The following is a 20,374-nucleotide window of genomic DNA, read 5'->3' as shown; positions in this document are numbered from 1 at the left end:
TAAACTGACCGCCGGCCGGGACGAACCGGAGAACACCGCCGCCAGCGGCACACCCGGCTACGACCTGCTCGTCAGCGACCGAGACGTGGAGCCGTGCGTCCTCGCCACCACCCACCGACCGGTCCTACGAAATCGGCAGCCTGGACAGCTTCCTCATCAACCACGCCGACACGGAGGTCTCCGTCCGCGCCCGCAACAAGTTCGGAGCCAGTTCCTTCGTCACCGCCGTCGACGCCGACCTGCTCCAGGAGACCTGACGGCGCTGCCCGAGGACCCGGCACCGCACCGCGGTACCGCGGTCAGCAGTCGACCGCGAGGGAACGGGCCGACCGGGGTGAACACGCCGGCGGTCGCCGAGAGGCGGGGTCCCTATTCCTCATGCGGCGGGACGCGGACGTTCCCGACTCGGCCGGTCCTCACCGCGGCCCGGTAGTGGTCGTTGCCGTACGGCTCAGCAGCGCCGAGCGTCCGGCCGGTGGACGGCGAGCGTGTCCCGGGCGTATTCGCCGTGGTGCGCGTGCCGGCCCGGTGATCGTCGCGGCGCGGGGCGCGCCGCCCGATCGAAGGACAGGTGAGTCATGCCACTTCGCCGTGCGCTGCTCCCGGCCGCGGCCTTGGTCGCGGCGCTGCTGGGACCGGTCGCCGCGGTCGGACCGGCGCACGCGGTCGCGGTGCCCGCCGCTGCGGCGGCCGGCCACCGCCAGGTCGTCGACGGCCCGCACCGCTGGGCCGAGGACCAGTACTCCTACCCCGGCGACGGCAGGCGGGAGTTCCGCTGGACGGCCGGGATCGAGGACATGGGCGACGGCACGGTGCAGGCGGTCGCCGCGATCAAGTGGGCCAAGTTCCACAACTTCAGGGGCGAGTGGATCAGGGACGGCCGGGCCGGCATGGAGGGCACCTACGAGCTGACCGCCCCGGACGGCGCCGTCTCCACCGGGAACCTGCCCTGGAACTGGTCGGCCCAGGAGGCCTACCTGGCCGGCGACGGCCGGGTGCGGTTCCAGGAGGGCACGTGGCGGCTCAGCGCGGACGTGCACTTCTACTACTCGGAATGGGGGTTGCTGACCCAGGAGCCCTGGGAGGACGGCGGCACCGCCCACAGGGACGTCGACCTGACCTTCTGACCCGCCCCGCGCGGGGCGGTCCCCGGGTCGGCCCGTGCCCCGGGGCCGACCCGGGCTCCCCGCCCGCCCCTGGGCAGCACGCATCCGGGCCACGCTCCGGGCCCGCCAGGTACTTCGCGCGGATTCACCCTGACGAACCGAAGCCAGCGATGTGCGAAGCGGCGCAGTTCCATCTGCCCGGCCGAGCGGAACTGGCCGCCGCGTCCGCTCCCTTCGCTTCCCGGAGCGGACGCGGCGGTGGGTCCGTCAGTCGCCCCGGCGCGGGGGTGGGGTGTGGCCGGGTTCGGGGGTGAGGACCGCTTCGACCAGCCGGGGAAGGCCGCTGTCGAAGGCGGCGCGCAGCTGGTCGTCGAGTTCGCCCCGGGTGCGGGCGACGGTCGCCTCGATGCCGAGGGACAGCGCCAGCGGGGTGAAGCCGATGGCGGGCGGGGCGAGGTCGAGGCCCGGCACCGGCGGGGGAGCGGCCTGGTCCGGGCGCATCCGGTGCCAGTTGGTGTCGAGGACCTGGTAGCGGGCGTTGTTCACCACCAGGAAGGTGACGGGCAGGTGCTGGCGGGCGGCGTTCCACAGCGCCTGGGGCGTGTACAGCGCCGCGCCGTCGCCCACCACGCACAGCACCGGCGTCCCCGGCGCGCCCAGAGCCGCCCCGCAGGCCGCCGGCATCGCCCAGCCCAGGCCCGCGTTGGCGGGGGCCAGGTACTGGCCCACCGTGTCTAGCCGCAGGGTGCGCCACAGCGCCGGGCGGGTGGAGAGTGCCTCCTCCACCACCAGCGCACCGGAGGGCAGGGCTCGCGACACGCAGCGGGCGACCGACTCGTGGGTGAGCTCCGCCCCGGGGTCGGGGGGCTCCGCCGCACGCTCGCGGGCCGGTTCGGCGGGGAGCGCGGGCGGCTGCGGGACCCGGCCCTCGACGGCGGCGCGCAGGGCGCGCAGCGTGGGGGGAAGGTCGCCGACGACACCGGCCTCCAGGGCGGCCTGCCGACCCAGGGCGGCCGGATCGGGGGCGATCTGCAGCACCGCGAGGTGGGCGGGCAGCAGCGGCGCCGGGGTGCGGACGTACCCGGTGAGGGCCCGGCCGCCGACCACCAGGACCCGGTCGAAGGGCCCCAGGTGCGCGGCGAAGCCGTCCGCGTCCGCGGACAGGAAGCCCCGCCACAGCCGGTGCGTGGTCGGGAACGGGTTGCTGCCGGGCCAGCTGGGGCCGAACACCGGCGCCCCGAGCGCCTCGGCGAGCAGGACGCCCTCCTGGCCGGCGCCGCTGTTGGTGACGTCGTCCCCGTAGACGAGCGCGAGCCGGCCCGGGGGCGTGTCCAGGACGGAGCGCGCCAGCGCGCCGACGTCGCCGGTGGCCGCGGCCCCGACCCTGGAGCGGGCCGGGGCGGGCGGCCCCGGCTCGTCCAGGAAGTTGACGGGCAGGGCCAGGAACACCGGCCCGCTCGGGTGCGCGCCGGCCAGTTGGAAGGCGCGGCGTGCCATCACCGCCAACTCCTCCCGGCTCCTGGCCTCGTGGGACCATTTGACCAGTGACGAGGCCAGCCCGGTCAGGTCGCCCGACAGCAGCGGCGCCTGCCAGATGTGGCGGTAGTCCTGCTGCCCGGCGGTGACCACCAGCGGGATCCCGGCGGCGGCCGAATTGGTCAGCACGCCCAGGCCGTTGCCCAGGCCGGCCGTGCTGTGCAGGTTGACGAACGCCGGCCGTCCCGTCACCCGGGCGTAGCCGTCGGCCATGCCGACGGCCGCGGCCTCGTGCAGGGTGTGGACGAACTCGATCCCGGCGGAGGCGAGTTCCGCGAGCAGCGGAAGTTCGGTCGTGCCGGGATTGCCGAAGACGTACCGGACGCCCTCGTCCACCAGGACGTCCAGCAGGGCGCGGCTCCCGGTGACCTGCTGAGCGGGGGTTCCCGGGGGGACGGCGGGGGGAGCGGCGGATGCGGTCACGGACATGGACGGATCTCCACGGGTACTCGTAGCGGACGGGGCGCCGGGCCCGGCGAAAGGGCGCCGCGCCGGCCCGGACGTTCCGACGTCCTGGCCCGCCCCGGCTCCGAAGGCTGGCGGGTACGGCAGGGCTGCGGGCCGCAACGGCACGTCGGCAGGACAGCGCGGGGCGCCGGGGAAGACTCGACTAATTTGTTGTCGAACTCTTCCCGCAGCAAATGAACCACATCTGCGGCACTCCCAGCAAGGTGGAGTAGAAAAAAGGCGAGGACAAGGAGTGGGGGGTGTTGAAATTCCGGTGGTGGGTTTCCGTTTTCGACGGCAGGGCAGAATTAGTGGATCTTTGACACTTTCCCGAAACATCGATTTCATCTTCGCTCCGACGGTTTCGTTCGTCTGCTTACGGCCCAGTCCTGGTAGTGCTTCGAGGCATGGTGCGCGGGCGTGGCGAAAGTCAAAAATATCCGGGGCGGCGTGCGCCGGGCTTGCCGCATGCGGGCTGTGCGATTCTTCGGAGATCCGGCCGCGCGCCCCGAAAGAATGCGGAATCGATGCGGATCGGTCGGCGCGGGAGCCCGGGGAACGGATTTTCGGAACATCCCGTGGTGAAGAGGTCCTCGCCGACCGGAGAAACGGGCGCCCCGCAGGGGATCGACCGGCTGCGGGGCCGGGCCGGCCTGTCCGGGCACCTGGGACCCGAGGACATCTGGGACCCGAGGACATCGCCGAGGTTCGCGCCCTGCGCCCGGGAGTGCGGGCCGTTCCCTCGCAGGACGGGCTCGCCTTCGGCCTCGCCCTCAGCCCCGCCGGCTCCCCGGTCGCCCTGGCCACCTCGCTGCGCGGCACCGTTGGCCTGGAGCCCGACTGGAGCTTCGACCTGCGTACCGACTGGGGAAGGTCTCCGAGGCCGTCTTCACCACCGGTGCCGACCTGAGCGCTTCGCTGGAAGCCACCCTGGGCGTGACCGCTGCCCTGGCCGCGGACGAGCAGAAGCTCGCCCACGTCACCTTCGCGCCGATCACGTTCACCATCGGAGCCGTGCCGGTCGTCCGCGTGCCGGCCTTCGACCTGTCCGTGCGCCTCTCCGTCACCGGCACGGTGGAGATCACCGCCACCGGGACGTTGGAGCAGCACATCGGCGTCGAAGCCTCCTACCAGGGTGAGCGGTGGTCCATTCGCTCGCTGACCACCGCGCCGAGCGGTACCTTCGACGCCACCACCACCTGCGCCGACTGGCCGAGTTCGCCGGAGTCGAGCCCCACACCACCTGGCTGAGCCAGGCAGCCGGATCCGTGCACCGGACGTGCCGCCCGCCCGTGACCGACCCCGACACCCTCGCCGCCTGCGAACCCGGCCGCCTCGCCCTGGAGCACCAGGACCACCTGGAACGCGAGGACCACCTCGCCGGGGCCGGCACGGCGAACTGAGCCGACACCGCACCGAGCCGATCGGCCCCATGGCACGGTCACCCACCCACGGGCAGTCGGCACGCCCTCACCCATGCCCACGACACCGAGGGAGGCACGACGGCAGGCCAGTTCGTCGACCGTTCCGGAGTCGAGATCGATTCAGGAGCTTGACGGAATTCCTCAAGATGCATGCGGGCGCGTAGCTGTGGCCCGTCGGCAGCCGACCGGATCGACTCCGCTGTTGTGACGATCACGGGAGAATCGGACGCCCGCCGTGCTCGCCCGCATCACCGCCCATCCTTCGCTAGTGCTGTGACCGACAACGTTCGCCGGGTTGGCGGTGGTGCTGCCTGAACCGGTTGGATGAGGCGAGCATCCAACGGAGTGGGGGCACGGTGGCGGAACCGGTCAAGGGACGAAGGCTGTCCGATCAGGAGGGGCAGCAGTTACAGAGGATCGTGCGTCGCGGCAGTACCAGCTCGGTGCGGTATCGGCGAGCGATGATGCTGCTGGCCTCAGCCGGCGGCAACCGGGTCCCGGTGATCGCCCAGCTCGTGCAGGCGGACGATGACACGGTGCGGGATGTCATCCATCGGTTCAACGAGATCGGCCTGGCCTGTCTGGACCCTCGGTGGGCGGGAGGCCGTCCCCGCCTGCTCGGCGCTGACGACGAGGACTTCGTCGTCCAGACGGCCACCACCCGCCCGACCAAGCTCGGTCAGCCCTTCACCCGCTGGTCCGTCCGCAAACTGCTCGCCTACCTGCGCCGGGTCCACGGCCGGGTGATCCGCATCGGCCGGGAGGCCTTGCGATGTCTGCTCGCCCGCCGCGGCGTCACCTTCCAACGCACCAAGACCTGGAAGGAGTCCACCGACTCTGAGTACGACACCAAGCTCGACCGGATCGAGCACGTCCTGGAGCACTTCCCAGATCGCACGTTCGCGTTCGACGAGTTCGGACCGCTCGGCATCCGTCCCACCGCCGGCAGCGGCTGGGCCGAGCAGAGCAAGCCCGGGCGGCTGCCCGCGACCTACAAGCGCACCCACGGCGTCACCTACTTCCACGGCTGCTACTCGGTCGGCGACGACACTCTCTGGGGCGTCAACCGCCGCCGCAAGGGCACTTCGAACACCCTTGTCGCGCTCAGGTCGATCCGGGCAGCGCGCCCGGACGGCGCCCCGGTCTACGTGATCCTCGACAACCTCTCCGCCCACAACGGCAAGAAGATCCTGCGCTGGGCGAAGAACAACAACGTCCATCTCTGCTTCACCCCGACGAACGCCTCCTGGGCCAACCCGATAGAGGCACACTTCGGACCGTTGCGGCAGTTCACGCTCGCCAACTCCAACCATCCGAACCACCCGGTCCAGACCCGGGCCCTGCACGCCTACCTGCGTTGGCGCAACGCCAACGCCCGCCACCCCGACGTCCTGGCCGCCCAGCGCAAGGAACGCGCCCGCATCCGCAGTGAAAAAGGCATCCGCTGGGGCGGACGGCTGCTGGAGGCGGCCTGACCGATGGTGCCGTGCGTCAAGTGATCACGCCGCCGCCGGCCGCCGGTGGCCGCACTCGATCTCCTTGCCGTCCACGTCCGCAACATGGCCGTGGCGCCCATTGAAGTGCACCGTCACCGAACCCGGCCGGTGGTCCACCTCGAAGGGCTCATTGCCGTGCGTCGTCCCGGACCAGGGAAGATCATCCGTGGACCCGAACGTCCAGACCACGAAGGTCTCACCAGGCGCCAGCCAGTGATCACTGCCGTACGGCTCCAGAACCAGTTCCAGCAGCCCCTCGCCGCTGTTGTGGACTCGCAGCCGTGCCACCGCTTCCTCGACGGCCATCAGCCCTCCCTGATCAACGCTGATGCTTCACAAGACACAGTAGCCGGGCCTTCGGTGACAAGAACCGGCGAACCTACCCGGTCACAGCACTAGGTATCGGCTGCGCCACTGCCGTTGGTGGCACGCCCTCCCCGGCGGCAGGTCGGCTGCGTCGACGTCGATGTCTATGCATGACCATCTCAAGCGGTCCCGGCCGGGGGGCCTTTCTGCCGCCTTGTCAGGTTCCAACCCCTTTTCCCAGGGGACTTGGCGTTTCTGTATGACCATTGCGGGTGCAACCAATGTCGCTCCGCACATCACCGCAGTGCAGGTGTCTGATGCCGGAGGCCGAGAGGGCCCTTGGTGGTGCCCTCGCCCGAAGGGGTGCTGATGAGCCTGGTGCATGGCTGGCCGACCCGCACCTGAGGTTTCAGTGAGGCTGTGCCATTGCGTTCCTGAACCGTTTGATTGTGATCGCGGTCTACGAGGGCTGGAGGGCGTAGGTGTCGAGCTTGTTGTAGAGGCCGATGCCGCGGCCCTCCTGGCGGAGGTAGAGCAGGTGGCCGCCGGTCTCGGCGATGCGCTGGACGGATTCGCGCAGTTGGGGGCCGCAGTCGCAGCGGGCGGAGCCGAAGACGTCGCCGGTGAGGCACTCGGAGTGCAGGCGCACCAGGGGGGGCGGTGGCGGGGGGCGGGGTGCCGAGGGTGAGGGCGAGGTGTTCGGCGCCGTCGGTGAGGCCGTGGAAGGTGTGCACCTCGGCCTCGACGCGGTAGCCGTCGGTGAAGGCGAGCGGGACGCGCACGTGGGAGCGGACGGTGGCGGCGGGCGGCGGCGGGGTGCTCTCGGGGTGCGTCATGTCGGGTCCTTCCGGGGCCGCGAGTAGGGGTGTCGGCGGTCCGGTGCGGGGCCCGCGGGCAAGTTGTTCAAATTCGAACCGGATCGTGCTCGCCCGACGCTACACCGTGGTTCCAATGTGAACAACTGGCGTCCCGGCAGGCGTCCCCCGCCCCACCGGCCCCACCCCGCGGGGGCTCGGGGTGGACGCGGGCACAACCCGGCCCCGGCGGTTTGTGCCGGGCGAACAGAGCTGCGGCCGAAGCCTGTCGGCCCCCCGCGCGGCTCCCGACGATGGGTGGCGACCGCCGGGACCACCCCGTGCAGCCCCCTCGCTGCGGGCACCGGCGGACCCTCGACTTAGGAGCCCCCATGCACCTCGGTACCCGAATCGGCGCGGCGCTGCGCCGGAGGTCCACCCGAGCCCTGATCGGCTGCGCGGCCGTGCTGCCCGCACTGGCGGTGGCCTCCGCCACCCCGGCGTCCGCCGCGGACCTGCCCGTCCCGTACGTCATCGCGGCGGGTGCGGCCCCGTCCATCGTGGCGCCGAACTCCGCCCCGCCCGGCGCCGACGACTGGTCCTGCCGGCCGAGCGCGGCCCACCCCCGTCCCGTCGTCCTGGTGCCCGGCACGTTCGAGAACGCCAGGTTCAACTGGGACTCGCTCGCTCCGCTGCTGAAGAACAACGGGTACTGCGTCTTCGCGATCAACTACGGCGACAACGGCCTGACCGGCAGCCCGATCAAGTCGGTGGCCCCGGTCGCGAACTCGGCGGCCGAGCTCGCGACCTTCGTCGACCGGGTGCTGGCCGCCACCGGCGCGGCCAAGGTCGACCTGGTCGGCCACTCGCAGGGCGGCATGATGCCGCGCTACTACCTGAAGTTCCTCGGCGGCGCCCCGAAGGTCAACGCCCTGGTGGGCCTGGCGCCCTCCAACCACGGCACCACGCTCGACGGCCTGACCACGCTGGAGAACGCGCTGGGCACCCTCGGCTTCTCCAACTTCCTGTTCGGGACGGTCTGCGACGCCTGCGTCGACCAGGCCAACGGCTCCGCCTTCATGAACAACCTGAACGCCGGCGGCGACACCGTCCCAGGCGTCTCCTACACGGTCGTCTCCACCCGCTACGACCTCGTCGCGACGCCCTACACCAGCCAGCAGCTCTCCGGCCCGGGCGTGACCAACATCGTGCTCCAGGACCAGTGCGCCCTGGACTTCGCCGGCCACGTCCGGGTCGCCTTCGACCCGATCGCGCTCACCGACGTGCTGAACGCGCTCGACCCGGCGCACCCGCGCCCCGTCCCCTGCCTGTACGTCCCGCCGTCCATCTGACCGCGCCCCGCCCGGGTGCCCGGCCGGAACCCCGGTCGGGCACCCGCCCGCCCCCACCCCTGCACACGTACGCGCCCCCGCACACGTACACGTACATGCACACGTACGCACCCCCGCACACGCACACGTACGCGCCCCCGCACACGTACGCGCACACGCACACGCACCGCCCCTCCGCGCGCGCCCCGAGGCGGCCCGGAGCCGGGAGAACCAGGAGAACCGCCCGATGGCCCCGCCGACCCCACCGACCCCGCCCCCACCGCCGCGGCCGGGACTGGAAGTCCACGACCTCACCGTCAGCTACGGCCGGTCCGTCCGCGCCCTGACCGGGGTGTCCCTCACCGTCCCCGACCGGGGGATCGTCGCCCTGCTCGGTTCCAACGGCGCCGGCAAGTCCACCCTGCTGCGGACCGTCTCCGGCACGCTGCGCCTGCACGGCGGGGCGGTCGACCGGGGCGGCGCCAGCTTCGACGGCGCGCCGCTGGACGGCCGGGACGCCGCCGCCGCGGTGCGCGCGGGAATCGTGCAGGTCCCCGAAGGGCGGGGCGTGTTCCCCAAGTTGACCGTCCGGGAGAACCTCCGCTGCGGCACGCTCGGCCTCGGTCGCCGGGCCCGGGCCCGCAGCCGGGCGCGGCAGGAACGGGTGCTCGACCTCTTCCCGGTACTGGCGCAGCGCCGCGGGCAGGCGGCCGGCCTGCTCTCCGGCGGGGAGCAGCAGATGCTCGCCATGGGCCGGGCCCTGATGGCCTCGCCCCGGCTGCTCCTGCTGGACGAGCCCTCGCTGGGACTGGCGCCGCTGATGGTCGCCCGGATCGCCGAACTCGTCCGGGAGATCAACCGGCAGGGCACCGGCATCCTGGTGGTCGAGCAGAACGCCGCGATGGCGCTCGAACTCTCCGACCACGCCTACGTGTTGGAGGTCGGTGAACTGCGCCTCCAGGGCCCGTCCGCCGAACTGGCCGCCAGCGACCGGGTCCGCCGCCTCTACCTGGGCGAGGGTGCGGGCGCGGGCGAGGACGCGAGCCGATCGGTCGTGGCGGGTGCGGGTGCGGGCGCGGGCGCCCCGGCGCGGACCCTGCGCAGGTGGGCGGCGTGAGCCCCGGGGACGGGACGGGCGTGCCGCGCCTGGTCGTCGACCGGGTCACCGTCCGCTTCGCCGGGCTGACGGCGCTGGACGCCGCGTCCTTCACCGTCGAACCGGGCAGCGTGCACGCCCTCATCGGCCCGAACGGCGCCGGGAAGTCCACCTGCTTCAACGTGCTCTCCGGGGTCTACCGCGCCGCCTCCGGATCGGTCCGCCTCGGCGGGCACGAACTCACCGCGCTGCCGCCGCACCGGACGGCGGCGCTGGGCATGGCCCGCACCTTCCAGAACATCGTGCTGACCCGCGGCAGCGTCGCCGACAACCTGATGCTCGGCCGCCACCTGCTCACCCGGGCCGGCTACCTCGCCTCGGCGCTGCGCCTGCCCGCCGCGCTGCGCGAACAGCGCGTCCACCGCGAACGGGCCCGGGAGATCGCCGAGTTCGTCGGGATCGGCGCGCACTTCGACCACCCCGTCGCCCTGCTGTCCTACGGCGACCGCAAACGGGTCGAACTGGCCCGGGCCCTGTGCGCGGAGCCGAAGGTCCTGCTGCTGGACGAGCCGGTGGCCGGCATGAACGCCACCGAGCGGCTGGCGATGGCCGACACCATCGCCGAGGTGCGCCGGGCCCTGGGCGTCTCGGTGCTCGTCGTCGAGCACGACATGGGCCTGATCATGCGGATCGCCGACGAGGTCACCGTCCTGGACTTCGGCCGGCGCATCGCGGGCGGGACCCCGGCCGAGGTCCAGCGCGACCCCGCCGTGGTCCGCGCCTACCTGGGCACCGGCTCGGACACCGGTACAGCCACCGGTCCGGACGCCGGCTCGGACAGCGGGCAGGACAGCGGGCAGGACGCCGGCCCGGCCACCGGGCAGGCCACTGCGCAGGACAGCGAGCAGGACAGCGGGCAGGCCACTGCGCAGGACAGCGGGCAGGCCAGCGCGGAACAGGAGGAGAGCGCGTGAACACCTTCGTCGAGACCCTCTTCAACGGGCTCACCCTGGGCTCCGTCTACGCCCTGGTCACCGTCGGCTTCGTGGTCGTCTTCAAAGCCTCCGGCGCGATGAACTTCGCCCACGGCTCGCTCCTGCTGCTGGGCGGCTACCTGGTGGCCGTCCTGCGCGCGGACCTCGGGTTCGCCGGTGCGCTGGCCGCGGCCGCGGCGTGCACCGCCGCCGCGGCCGGGCTGCTGGCCCTGGTGCTGCGCGCGGCGGGCCCCGACGCGCCGGCCCACACCCTGACCATCCTCACCATCGGCGCCGACCTGATCCTCTCCACGGAGCTGGCCCGCCGCCTCGGCCCGGACATCCTCGGCCTCGCCGACCCCTGGGGCGACCGGGTCGTCGACCTGGGCCCCTTCCCGGTGGCCGCCGCCCGGCTGGCCTCGCTCGCGGTGTCCGTGGTGCTGGTCGGCGCGGTCCTGGCGGCGTTCCGCTGGAGCCGGTGGGGGCTGGCGATGCGGGCCGCCACCCAGGACCGGGAGGCCGCCGCGCTGATGGGCGTGCGGCAACAGCGGGTCCGGTTGCTCGCCTGGTGCGTCGCCGGCGTGCTGGCGACCGTCGCCGCGGTCTTCCTGGCGTCCTTCCCCGCCCCCGGCCTGGACCGGGCGACCGGCACGGTCGCCCTCAAGGCGCTGCCGGCGGCCATCCTCGGCGGCATCGACTCGGTCGGCGGCGCCCTGCTCGGCAGCATGCTCGTCGGCGTCACCGAGGCCCTGGTCGCCGGCTACCACCAGCACCTCGGGACGGCCGGCCAGGGCCTGGCGGGCGTCGCCCCGTACGCCGTCATGGTCCTGGTGCTGCTCGTCCGCCCGCGCGGCCTGCTCGGCTCGAAGGAGACCTCCCGTGTCTGACCTCCTCCACCGCGCCCGGACGCTGCTGCGCCGGACGACCGCCCCGCGCACGGCCGCGCCGGTGCTGCTGGTGCTCGTGCTGGCGTGCCTCCCGTTCTACCTCTCCGAGTCCTGGCTCCAGACCGGCCTGTTCGCGATGGCCGCCGTGGTCGCCGCGATCGGCCTGAACGTCCTCACCGGGGCGGCCGGGCAGCTCTCCATGGGGCACGCCTTCTTCCTCGCCGTCGGCGCGTACGGCTACACCTGGATGGCCGGGGAGCCCGGCCGCTCCGGCACCGTCCGCCTCGGCGGCCTGGGCCTGCCCCCGCTGCTCGCCTTCGGGCTCGCCGCCGTCCTCGCCGGGGCCGTCGGCGGGGCGCTGAGCCCGATCGCGGGCCGGCTGCGCGGCATGTACCTGGGCATCGCCACGCTGTCCCTGGTCCCCCTCGGCCAGTACGCGATGGCGCAGCTCACCTCGGTGACCGGCGGCTACAACGGCCGCTCGGTCGCCCCGATGGAGGTCCTCGGCCTGTCCTTCTCGGACGAGTCGCCCGAGGGGCTGTCGGTGCTCGGCGTCCCGTTCGGCGCGTTCGAACGGCTCTGGTACTTCGCGCTCGTCGTGGTCGTCGCGGCCTGCTGGGCGGCCCGCAACCTGCTGCGCGGCCGACCGGGCCGGGCGCTGGGGGCGCTGCGCGACAGCGAGGTCGCCGCCGCCGTGATGGGCGTGTCGCCGACCCGGCACCGGGCCGCCGCCTTCGCGGTCTCCTCGACGTTCGCCGGCGCGGCCGGGGCGCTGCTGGCGCTGCTGTTCCGCCGGGTCGTCCCCGAGTACTTCGGCCTGGCGCTGTCCATCGACTACCTCGCCATGATCGTCATCGGCGGCCTGGGCACGGTGGCGGGCGCCGTCACCGGCGCGGTCCTCGTCACCCTGCTGCCGCAACTGCTCGCGCACTACGCCGACGTGCTGCCGCTGGTCGGCGACCCCTCGGCGGCCGACACCGCGCTCGGCCCGGTCGAGGCCGCGCGCTACCTGTACGGCGCCGCCGTCCTGCTCGTCCTGCTGCTCGCCCCCGGCGGGCTGGCCGGACTGCTCCGGGAGCGCCTCGCCCGGCCGCGCCGCCGTCCGGCGACCTCCCCGGCCCCCTCCCCGGCCACCCCTCGCACCCCCGTCACCCCCCGTACCTCCAGCACCTCCAGCAAGGAGCCCCTCGGATGAGAACCACCACCCGTACCCTCGCCGCCGTCGCCACCGCCGTGGTGCTGCTCGCGACCGGCGCGTGCAGCACCAAGTCGGGGGCGGGCGCGGACACCACCGGCAGCGGCGGCGTCAAGACCGGCCCCGGCATCACGGACAGCACGATCACGCTGGGCGCGTTGACCGACCTCAGCGGCCCGTTCGCGGCCCTCGGCCGCAGCGCGCTCCAGGGCGAGCAGCTCTACTTCGACCAGGTCAACCAGGCCGGCGGCATCTGCGGGCGGACCGTCCGGCTGGAGGTCAAGGACCACGGCTACGACGTGCAGAAGGCCGTCACCGCCTTCACCGAGCTCCAGCCGAAGGTCGCGGCCCTCCCGCTGGTGGTCGGCTCGCCCGTGGTCAGCGCGATCACGGACGACGTCGCCAAGCAGAACCTGCTGACCTTCCCGCAGGGCTGGTCCTCCACCCTGCTCGGCCGGCCGGCCCTCCAACTGGTCGGCTCCACCTACTCCGTGGACATGGTCAACGGCGTGGACTTCCTGGTCCGCACGGCCGGCCTGAAGCCGGGCGACAAGATCGGCCACGTCTACTTCGAGGGCGAGTTCGGCGAGGACGCCGCCGCCGGATCCCGCTACGCCGCGAAGCAAGCCGGACTGGAGCTGGTGGAGCAGAAGATCAAGCCCACCGACGAGGACATGACGGCGCAGGCCACCGCCCTCAAGGCGGCCGGGGTGAAGGCCGTCCTGATCAGTGCCGGGCCCAAGCAGGTCGCCTCGCTGGTCGGCGTCTCCGCGGCCGCCGGCTCCCAGGTGCCCTTCCTCGCCAACGCGGCCTCCTACGCCCCGCAACTGCTGGACACCCCCGCCGGACCGGCGCTGGAGAAGCTGCTCTACACCGTCAGCCCCTCGCCGGCCATCGGCGCCGACCTGCCCGCGACCGAGAAGCTGGTGGCGGACTACCGGGCCAAGTTCCCGCAGTCCACCATCGACATGGGCGTGCTGGCCGGCTACAACGGCGGCTCCGCGACGGTCGCCGTGCTCAAGCGGGCCTGTGCCGACAAGGACCTCTCGCGCAAGGGCATCCTGGCCGCCCGGACGGAGGTCGCCTCGCTCGACACCGGACTCGGGATCGTCTACGACTTCACCGACCCGGCCAAGCCCTCCAGCACCAAGAGCTTCGTCCTCAAGCCCGCCAAGGGCACGCCCGGCGGCCTCGCGGTCGTCGAGGGCCCGGTCCAGGCCCCCGCGCTGGCCGGCTTCCAGCCCGGCGCGGACGGCTGACCGCCGCCGGTGCGCGGTGCGGCCCGCCTCCGCGGACGGCACCGCGCACCGGCGTTCGCAGCGGTGCTCGCGCGGCCGGTCAGCCCTGGAGGGCGGGCTCGCGCACCGGCGTTCGCAGCCGCGTTCGCGCCGCCGGTCAGCCCTGGAGGGCGGCACCGGTGCGGAACGCCTCCAGGGCGAGGACCAGTTCCACCAGGTCCTGCGGGCGGTCCAGGGAGCGGCCGGTGATCTGTTCCAGTCGGCGCAGCCGGTTGAGCACGGTGTTGCGGTGGCAGTAGAGCCGGGTGCCCGCGCCGCGGGCCGAACCGCCGCACTCGATCCACGCCGCCAGCGTCGCCAGCAGCGGCTCCCGGTCACCCGGGTCCATCGCGAGGACGGCGCCCAGCACGCCGTCGAGGAGGACCCCGGCCAGGTCGGGGCGGCCCACCACCAGACCGGCCGGGAGCCGCGCCCCCAGGGACGCCACCTCCTGGTCACGGGTGCAGGTCCGCAGGGCGAGGGCCGCGAGTTCGTGGCCGCGGCCGACGGCCGCCAGCCGGTCGACCACCGGGCCGATGCCGACCTGGCCGAGCCCGGCGGCGGTGAACGCGGCCGTGAGGACGCCGAGTTCGGCCTCGCCGAGGAAGGCGATCACCACCTCGCCGTGCTTGCGGGGGGTCCGCAGCAGCCGGACGCCGGGCGGCTCGGCCAGGACGGCCCCGCCGCTCCCGGCCGGCCGGCCGAGCGGGGTGCGCACGATCGCGACCGCGAACCGACCGGACACCGGGACCCCGAGCTCGGTCGCCGCGCCCGCCACGCCGAGGTCGTCGATCCGGCCGTCCACCAGGACGTCCAGCAGCGCCCGGACCCGTTCGGCCGGCCGGGTCCGCAACTCGCCCACGGTCTCCCGGTAGGCGTCCGCCATCAGCTGGCAGTCGCGGTCGACCAGGGCCCAGACGGAGGCGGCCGCCCGGGCCATCAGGAACGCGTCCTGCGGCCGGCGGTCGGACGCGGCCTGCACGAGGCGGTCCCAGAGGGCCTCGCCCCCCAGCCGGTAGGCGCGCAGCAGCGAGGGCAGCGGCGCGCCCTGGCGGGCCCGGCGCACCCCGATCTGCCAGGCCAGCCGGGCCGAACGACTGCTCAGGTCGGGCGACTTGATGGAGTCCAGGCCGGCCAGCAGCGCCCGTCCCGTCACCTCCAGCGAGTCCGCGGGCGCGATCGCGCTGTCCCGGTAGAACGGCTCGGCCTCGCGCAGCCGCTCCATCACCTCGGCGGCGAGGTCCGCGACCCCGCCGCGCACGACGTCCGTCGCCCAGTGCAACACCTCCCGGGTGTCCGCGACCGGGACCGGGGCTGAGGCAGGGGCCGCGACCGGAGCTGAGGCCGGGGCCGCGAGCGGGGCCGCCGCCGGACCGTCCGGTCGTGGTGCGGGTCCGTGGCTGACGACGTGCCGTACGGGCATGGGGATCCTCCTTGGCCTGTGGCAGGTCCGGCGGCGGGGGCGGTCGAACGGTGCCTGCGGCCGGGCTGCGTCGTGGGGGGAGCCGGAGTGCTGCGGCCGTTCCGGGACGCGCCCGGAATACTAAACGAACGATCGACAGGTTTGAAGGCTCGCACCACGCCGTTGCCCATCCGCCGCAGGACCGAGACCTCCGCGGCCGGGACTCCGGGGCAGATCGGTCCGGCTCGGCCCGGCCCGGAGCGGCTCGGCCCGGAGCAGCCCGGCCTGTGCGAGCGCCCAGCGCGGCCCCCGCCGGATGGGCGCCCTCCACGTCCTGCGGCCTCCCGGTGGACACGGCCGCACCCGCCCAGCACTGTCCTGAGCGGACCGGCGCCCCCGGAGTGCGCGGCGCCCCGCCCCCGGTTCCCATCCCCGGCTCCCACCCCCGATCCCCGCTGGAGGACGACTCCCGTGACACCCTTCCCCCCACCGACCGGCGCACCGACCGGCGGCGCCCGGCGGGCCTTCGTACTGGCCAACGGCCCTGGCCTGCTCCTGCTGGTCCTGTCGGCCTACGGCGCCGGCGACCTGCTCGCCGCGCCGGTGCTCGGCCCGGTCACGGTCGGCGTGCTGCTCCTGGCCGGCCAGGCGCTGGTGCTGCTGGGCACGGTCCTGCACCACGAGAGACGGTGCACCGCCTTCGACGCCGCCGCCCCGGATGCCGCCGCCCTCGACGCCGCCACCCCGGACGGCGCGGACGGCGCGGGCCGCGCGGGGGCGGTCGCCGGATGACCGCCCCCGCGCACGCCTCCGTGCTGGTCGCCTTCGTCGTCATCGTCGGCGTCCTGCTGCTGTTCGGGCTGCTCGCCGGTTCGGACGACGACGACCTGCGGGGCTTCTACGCGGCGCAGGGCCGGCTGACCCCGCTCCGGGGCGGGCTCGCCCTGGCCGGGGACTACGTCTCGGCCGTCACGCTGCTGAGCACCACCGGGGTGATCGCCCTCGCCGGATTCGACGGGCTGAGCATCGCCCTGTGCAGCGTCCTGGCCCTCGGGCTGCTCTGCCTGCTCGCCCAACCCCTGCGCGAGGCGGGCCGGTTCACCCTGGGCGACGTCCTCGCCCGCCGGCTGCCCGGACGCGCGCCGCGGGTCGCGGTCGGCGTGGCCACGCTCGCCGTCACCCTGCCCTTCCTGGTGGTGCAGCTCGTCCAGGCCGGGAACACGACCGCCCAGCTCGCCGGGGCCGACGGCCGGGGCGCGCAACTGGCCTGCACCGTGCTGATCGGATGCGTCATGACCTGCTTCGCCGTCGCCGCGGGGATGCGCGGCACCAACGTCGTCCAGGTCCTCAAGGTCTTCGTGCTCCTCGCCGCACTGGCCGTCGTCGCCGTGACCCTGCTGGCCCACTTCGGCCGCCACCCGGCGCAGTTGCTGACGGCGGCGGCCCGGGGCAGCGGCCGGCCGGGGGAGTACCTGCGGCCGGGGGCCTACCGGGGGCACGGGACGGTGGAGCGGCTGGACTTCCTGAGCCTGCAACTGACGGTCGTCCTCGGCGGCGCCTGCATGCCGCACCTCACCATGCGGCTGGGCTGCGCCCCGGACGGCGCCACCGCCCGGCGCAGCGCCGGGATCGCGGTCGCGGTGGCCGGGGCGGTCGTCGCCACCGCGGCCGTGCTCGGGCTGGGCGCCGCCGCCATGGTCGGCGGCCCGGCGATCCTGCGGGCCGCCCCGAGCGGGGACGCCGCGCTGCTGCTGCTCACCGGGACGCTGGGCGGCGGCCCGGCGAGCGGGTTCGGGGCGGTGCTGTTCACCGCCGTGGCGTGCGCGGTGTTCCTGACCGCCCTGGCAGTGGTCTCCGCCCTCACCCTGGCCGCGGCCACCGCGCTGGCCCACGACCTGCACGCCCACGCGCTGCGGGCGGGCCGGCTCACCGAGGCCCGGGAGGTGCGCACCGCCCGCTGGGCCGTCGCGGCCACCGGCCTGACCGGCACCGGCCTGGCGTTCGCCGTGCACCGCTCCAACGTGCAGTTCCTGGCGACCTTCGCGCTGACCGCGGCGGCCTCCTCGATCCTCCCCGCGACGCTCTACGCGCTCTTCCGGCGGGACTTCGGCCGGGCGGGCGCGCTGTGGGCGCTGTACGGCGGGCTGGGGTGCGCCGTGCTGCTGCAGGCGCTGTCGCCGACGGTGTCGGGGGGCCCGCTCGCGCTCTTCCCGGGCCGGGACTTCGCCTGGTCCCCGCTGGTGTACCCGGGGCTGCTGTCGGTGCCGGCCGGCTTCCTGCTGGGCTGGGCGGGCTGCCGGTTCTCCGGCGGACGCGGGCCCTCCGGCGGACGCGGGCCCTCGGGCGGACGCGGGGTCAGGTGTTCGCGGCCGCGGCGGCGAGCAGCCTGCGGTTCGGGGTGAGGGCGCCCGAGGCCTGGCAGCACAGGCGGCCCAGGGAGTCGGTGACGGTGGCCCGGACCAGCGTGCGGGTGCGGGTGGCCTGGAGCACCGCCCCGGTGACGGCGTAGACGTCGCCGGCCAGCACCGGGCGGAGGTAGTCGACGTTCAGGCTCATGGTCAGGAACGGCGTCGCGGGTTCGCTGGCGCTGGCGGCGGCCAGGCCGCAGGCCTCGTCCAGGGCGGTCGCGATGTACCCGCCGTGGACGATGCCGGCCCGGTTGAGGACCGCGTCGCCGGGCGTCCAGCGCAGCTCCACGTGCCCCTTTTCGGCGCGGTCGATGGCCAGGCCGAGGTGGGTGTGCGGGAGGTAGTCGGAGGCGGGCAGGTCCTCGGCGAGCCGCCGGACCCGGTCGAGACCGGAGCCGACGCCCCAGGGGATGGTGGTGATGGCGATCTCCTCAGGTCGGAACGGCTGCGGCGCTACGGAAAGCCAAGCGTATCTTAACGATCGTTCGAAAAAGAACCTTCGGCTCGGGCTGATCCCGCGCTGCCGCAGTGATTGACAGGGCTGGATGGTCATGGTTTCGTGCGGCGGCAAGCGGTGATGGAACGTTCGCTAAGTGGGCCTGGATCTGGACCGGCCCCGCCCACCGCCCCGCTGCCCTGCGCGCCCTGGGCGCCCTGCCGATCACCGCACCCGTTCGCCCTGCACCCGTTCGTCCTGCACCCGTTCGTCCTGCACCCGCCCGTACCGCACCACGAATCGAGGCACCATGACCGCAGCACCCGAGCCCGCGTCCGCACCCGCACCCGAGCCCGCGTCCGCACCCGCACCCGCTCCCGCCGCCGGGCTCGACTGGGACGACCCCACCGACTTCGCCAACGCCTCCCGGGGCCGGCTCGACGCGCTGGATCCGTGCGTGGTCCGGAACGCCGAGGGGCGGGTGGTGTGGGACGGCGAGCGCTGGGCCTTCCTCGCCGAGGAGTGCCCCGCGACCGCCGACCCCAGCCTGTGGCGGCAGGGGCGGCTGAACTCCCTGCACGGCCTGTTCGAGGTGGTCGAGGGCGTCTACCAGGTCCGCGGCCTGGACGTCTCCAACATGACGATCATCGAGGGCGCCGAGGGCCTGGTCGTCGTCGACCCGCTGATCAGCGAGGAGTGCGCCGCCGCCGGCCTCGCGCTGTACCGCCGCAACCGGGGGGACCTCCCGGTCGCCGCGGTGGTCTACTCGCACAGCCACACCGACCACTTCGGCGGGGTGCGCGGCATCGTCCCCGACGCCGACGCGGCCGGCGGGCGGGTGCGGATCGTGGCCCCGGTCGGCTTCATGGAGGAGGCCGTCAGCGAGAACGTGGTGGCCGGGCCCGCGATGCTGCGCCGCGCCCAGTACATGTACGGCGTGGGCCTGCCCGCCGCCCCGGACGGTGCGATCGGCTTCGGCCTCGGCCAGGGCACCTCCAGCGGGAAGGTCGGGCTGATCCCGCCCACCGACCTGGTCACCGCGACCGGGCAGGTCCTCGAACTCGGCGGCGTCCGGCTGGAGTTCCAGCTCACCCCCGGCACCGAGGCGCCCGCCGAGATGAACTTCCTGCTGCCCGACCACGGCGTCCTGCTGGTCGCCGAGAACGCCAACCACACCCTGCACAACGTGCTGACCCTGCGCGGCGCGCTGGTCCGCGACGCGCAGGCCTGGGCCGGGTACCTGACCGAGACCATCACCCGGTACGCGGACCGCGCGGACGTCCTGATCGGCTCCCACCACTGGCCGACCTGGGGCCGGGCGGAACTGCTGACCGTGCTCTCCGAGCAGCGCGACGCCTACGCCTACCTGCACGACCAGACCGTCCGGCTGATGAACCAGGGGCTCACCGGCGCCGAGATCGCCGAGGAACTCGCCGAGTTCCCGCCGCAGCTGGCCCGGGCCTGGCACGCGCGCGGCTACTACGGCTCGCTCAGCCACAACACCAAGGCCGTCTACCAGCGGTACATGGGCTGGTTCGACGGCAACCCGGCCCACCTGTGGCCGCACCCGCCGGTCGCGGCCGCCGAACGGTACGTGGAGTTCATGGGCGGCGCCGCGGCCGTGCTGGAGAAGGCCCGCCGGACGATCGACGCGGGCGACCTGCGTTTCGCGGCCGAGGTGCTCAACCACGTGGTGTTCGCCGACCCGGAGAACCGCACGGCCCGCGAACTGCAGGCCGAGACCTTCGAGAGGCTCGCCCACGGCTGCGAGAACGGCACCTGGCGCAACTTCTACCTCTGCGGCGCCCGCGACCTGCGCGACCCCTCCGACCGCGGGGCGCCGGGCAGCGGCTCCGGCTCGGGCGGCGGCATCGCCTGGGGCCTGCCCGCCGACCAGCTCTTCAAGGCGCTCGCGGTGCGGGTGGACGGCCCCCGCGCCGCCGCCCACCGGCTGCTGCTGCGCTGGGAGTTCGCGGCGGAGGCGGACGGCGGGACGGACGTCTGGACGCTGCTGCTCGCCAACGGCGTGCTGACCCCGATGCGCGGCGGCGCCCCGGGCGGTGAGCGGCCGCAGCTCACCGTGCGCACCGCGCTCGCCGTCCTGGCCGCCGTCCTCGGCCGGCGCACCACGTTCGCCGCCGAGGCCGCCGCGGGCCGCGCCGAACTCGACGGCGACGCCGAGGCGTTGGGCACCCTCCTCGGTCTGCTCCAGGCGCCCCGCCCCGGCTTCCGGCTCGCCCTCCCGTAGCGGAGGCCCGG

At 74.1% G+C, this 20,374-nt stretch carries 17 protein-coding genes and 1 pseudogene; 13 read left to right on the top strand and 5 right to left on the bottom strand.

What is annotated here, in order from left to right; all coding sequences use genetic code 11:
• Positions 1-578: 578 nt before the first annotated feature.
• On the top strand, positions 579-1,127 hold the full coding sequence (locus ACWEO5_RS10670) for a hypothetical protein (RefSeq protein WP_452162068.1): 549 nt from the start codon (positions 579-581) through the stop codon (positions 1,125-1,127).
• A gap of 246 nt (positions 1,128-1,373) precedes the next feature.
• Here the strand turns inward: ACWEO5_RS10670 and ACWEO5_RS10665 are convergent, their stop codons facing one another.
• Positions 1,374-3,071, bottom strand: coding sequence for a thiamine pyrophosphate-binding protein (locus ACWEO5_RS10665; RefSeq protein ID WP_452162067.1), 1,698 nt, complete (start codon positions 3,069-3,071; stop codon positions 1,374-1,376).
• Positions 3,072-3,816: 745 nt separating this feature from the next.
• On the opposite strand from ACWEO5_RS10665, the gene ACWEO5_RS10660 reads away from it, so the two are divergent.
• The 3 genes from ACWEO5_RS10660 (at position 3,817) to ACWEO5_RS10650 (ending at position 5,988) form a co-directional block, all read left to right on the top strand.
• The gene (locus tag ACWEO5_RS10660) at positions 3,817-3,999 is read left to right on the top strand and encodes a hypothetical protein (protein WP_452162066.1); all 183 of its coding nucleotides are present in this window, start codon (positions 3,817-3,819) and stop codon (positions 3,997-3,999) included.
• 26 nt (positions 4,000-4,025) lie between these two features.
• Complete coding sequence (locus ACWEO5_RS10655; RefSeq protein WP_452162065.1) at positions 4,026-4,340, top strand: hypothetical protein; 315 nt, start codon at positions 4,026-4,028, stop codon at positions 4,338-4,340.
• A gap of 529 nt (positions 4,341-4,869) precedes the next feature.
• A complete protein-coding gene (locus tag ACWEO5_RS10650) occupies positions 4,870-5,988 on the top strand; it encodes an IS630 family transposase (RefSeq protein WP_452162064.1) in 1,119 nt (372 codons plus the stop codon).
• Between the two features lie 24 nt (positions 5,989-6,012).
• Here ACWEO5_RS10650 and ACWEO5_RS10645 read toward each other — a convergent pair whose 3' ends face one another.
• Together ACWEO5_RS10645 and ACWEO5_RS10640 are read right to left on the bottom strand one after the other, a co-directional pair.
• Positions 6,013-6,315, bottom strand: coding sequence for a hypothetical protein (locus ACWEO5_RS10645; protein ID WP_452162063.1), 303 nt, complete (start codon positions 6,313-6,315; stop codon positions 6,013-6,015).
• A gap of 469 nt (positions 6,316-6,784) precedes the next feature.
• A pseudogene (locus ACWEO5_RS10640) lies at positions 6,785-7,151 on the bottom strand (GTP cyclohydrolase); the annotation flags it as partial.
• 350 nt (positions 7,152-7,501) lie between these two features.
• Between ACWEO5_RS10640 and ACWEO5_RS10635 the strand changes: the two are divergent.
• The 6 genes from ACWEO5_RS10635 (at position 7,502) to ACWEO5_RS10610 (ending at position 13,851) form a co-directional block, all read left to right on the top strand.
• Entirely contained in the window at positions 7,502-8,461 is a 960-nt protein-coding gene (locus ACWEO5_RS10635; RefSeq protein WP_452162062.1) for an esterase/lipase family protein, read from the top strand.
• A gap of 226 nt (positions 8,462-8,687) precedes the next feature.
• Entirely contained in the window at positions 8,688-9,557 is an 870-nt protein-coding gene (locus ACWEO5_RS10630) for an ABC transporter ATP-binding protein (protein ID WP_452162061.1), read from the top strand.
• The gene (locus ACWEO5_RS10625; RefSeq protein ID WP_452162060.1) at positions 9,554-10,510 is read left to right on the top strand and encodes an ATP-binding cassette domain-containing protein; all 957 of its coding nucleotides are present in this window, start codon (positions 9,554-9,556) and stop codon (positions 10,508-10,510) included. The genes ACWEO5_RS10630 and ACWEO5_RS10625 overlap by 4 nt, the downstream gene beginning before the upstream one ends.
• Positions 10,507-11,397: a branched-chain amino acid ABC transporter permease gene (locus ACWEO5_RS10620; protein ID WP_452162059.1), complete on the top strand. Its 891-nt coding sequence runs from the start codon at positions 10,507-10,509 to the stop codon at positions 11,395-11,397. Before ACWEO5_RS10625 ends, ACWEO5_RS10620 begins: the two co-directional genes overlap by 4 nt.
• Positions 11,390-12,592, top strand: a complete 1,203-nt coding sequence (locus ACWEO5_RS10615; protein WP_452162058.1) for a branched-chain amino acid ABC transporter permease — start codon at positions 11,390-11,392, stop codon at positions 12,590-12,592. Before ACWEO5_RS10620 ends, ACWEO5_RS10615 begins: the two co-directional genes overlap by 8 nt.
• The gene (locus ACWEO5_RS10610) at positions 12,589-13,851 is read left to right on the top strand and encodes an ABC transporter substrate-binding protein (RefSeq protein ID WP_452162057.1); all 1,263 of its coding nucleotides are present in this window, start codon (positions 12,589-12,591) and stop codon (positions 13,849-13,851) included. The genes ACWEO5_RS10615 and ACWEO5_RS10610 overlap by 4 nt, the downstream gene beginning before the upstream one ends.
• A gap of 136 nt (positions 13,852-13,987) precedes the next feature.
• Here the strand turns inward: ACWEO5_RS10610 and ACWEO5_RS10605 are convergent, their stop codons facing one another.
• Complete coding sequence (locus tag ACWEO5_RS10605) at positions 13,988-15,151, bottom strand: PucR family transcriptional regulator (protein ID WP_452162056.1); 1,164 nt, start codon at positions 15,149-15,151, stop codon at positions 13,988-13,990.
• A gap of 591 nt (positions 15,152-15,742) precedes the next feature.
• On the opposite strand from ACWEO5_RS10605, the gene ACWEO5_RS10600 reads away from it, so the two are divergent.
• Together ACWEO5_RS10600 and ACWEO5_RS10595 are read left to right on the top strand one after the other, a co-directional pair.
• Positions 15,743-16,063 (top strand): hypothetical protein, encoded by a 321-nt coding sequence (locus ACWEO5_RS10600; protein ID WP_452162055.1) that lies wholly within the window; start codon positions 15,743-15,745, stop codon positions 16,061-16,063.
• Positions 16,060-17,673, top strand: coding sequence for a sodium:solute symporter family transporter (locus ACWEO5_RS10595; RefSeq protein ID WP_452162054.1), 1,614 nt, complete (start codon positions 16,060-16,062; stop codon positions 17,671-17,673). The genes ACWEO5_RS10600 and ACWEO5_RS10595 overlap by 4 nt, the downstream gene beginning before the upstream one ends.
• On the opposite strand, the gene ACWEO5_RS10590 is transcribed toward ACWEO5_RS10595, so the two are convergent.
• The gene (locus ACWEO5_RS10590; RefSeq protein ID WP_452162053.1) at positions 17,627-18,250 is read right to left on the bottom strand and encodes a PaaI family thioesterase; all 624 of its coding nucleotides are present in this window, start codon (positions 18,248-18,250) and stop codon (positions 17,627-17,629) included. The genes ACWEO5_RS10595 and ACWEO5_RS10590 overlap by 47 nt on opposite strands.
• Positions 18,251-18,425: 175 nt before the next feature.
• Here ACWEO5_RS10590 and ACWEO5_RS10585 point away from each other — a divergent pair, with 175 nt between their 5' ends.
• Complete coding sequence (locus ACWEO5_RS10585) at positions 18,426-20,363, top strand: alkyl/aryl-sulfatase (RefSeq protein ID WP_452162052.1); 1,938 nt, start codon at positions 18,426-18,428, stop codon at positions 20,361-20,363.
• Positions 20,364-20,374: the final 11 nt, after the last annotated feature.

This window comes from Kitasatospora sp. NPDC004272, assembly GCF_053603035.1.
This window is presented reverse-complemented; position numbering and strand designations above follow the sequence as displayed.

Bases quoted from the DNA above. Each gene is read 5' to 3' on its own strand.
- ACWEO5_RS10670 (WP_452162068.1), top strand. From the start codon at position 579: ATGCCACTTCGCCGTGCGCTGCTCCCGGCCGCGGCCTTGGTCGCGGCG.
- ACWEO5_RS10665 (WP_452162067.1), bottom strand. From the start codon at position 3,071: ATGTCCGTGACCGCATCCGCCGCTCCCCCCGCCGTCCCCCCGGGAACC.
- ACWEO5_RS10645 (WP_452162063.1), bottom strand. From the start codon at position 6,315: ATGGCCGTCGAGGAAGCGGTGGCACGGCTGCGAGTCCACAACAGCGGC.
- ACWEO5_RS10635 (WP_452162062.1), top strand. From the start codon at position 7,502: ATGCACCTCGGTACCCGAATCGGCGCGGCGCTGCGCCGGAGGTCCACC.
- ACWEO5_RS10630 (WP_452162061.1), top strand. From the start codon at position 8,688: ATGGCCCCGCCGACCCCACCGACCCCGCCCCCACCGCCGCGGCCGGGA.
- ACWEO5_RS10610 (WP_452162057.1), top strand. From the start codon at position 12,589: ATGAGAACCACCACCCGTACCCTCGCCGCCGTCGCCACCGCCGTGGTG.
- ACWEO5_RS10595 (WP_452162054.1), top strand. From the start codon at position 16,060: ATGACCGCCCCCGCGCACGCCTCCGTGCTGGTCGCCTTCGTCGTCATC.
- ACWEO5_RS10585 (WP_452162052.1), top strand. From the start codon at position 18,426: ATGACCGCAGCACCCGAGCCCGCGTCCGCACCCGCACCCGAGCCCGCG.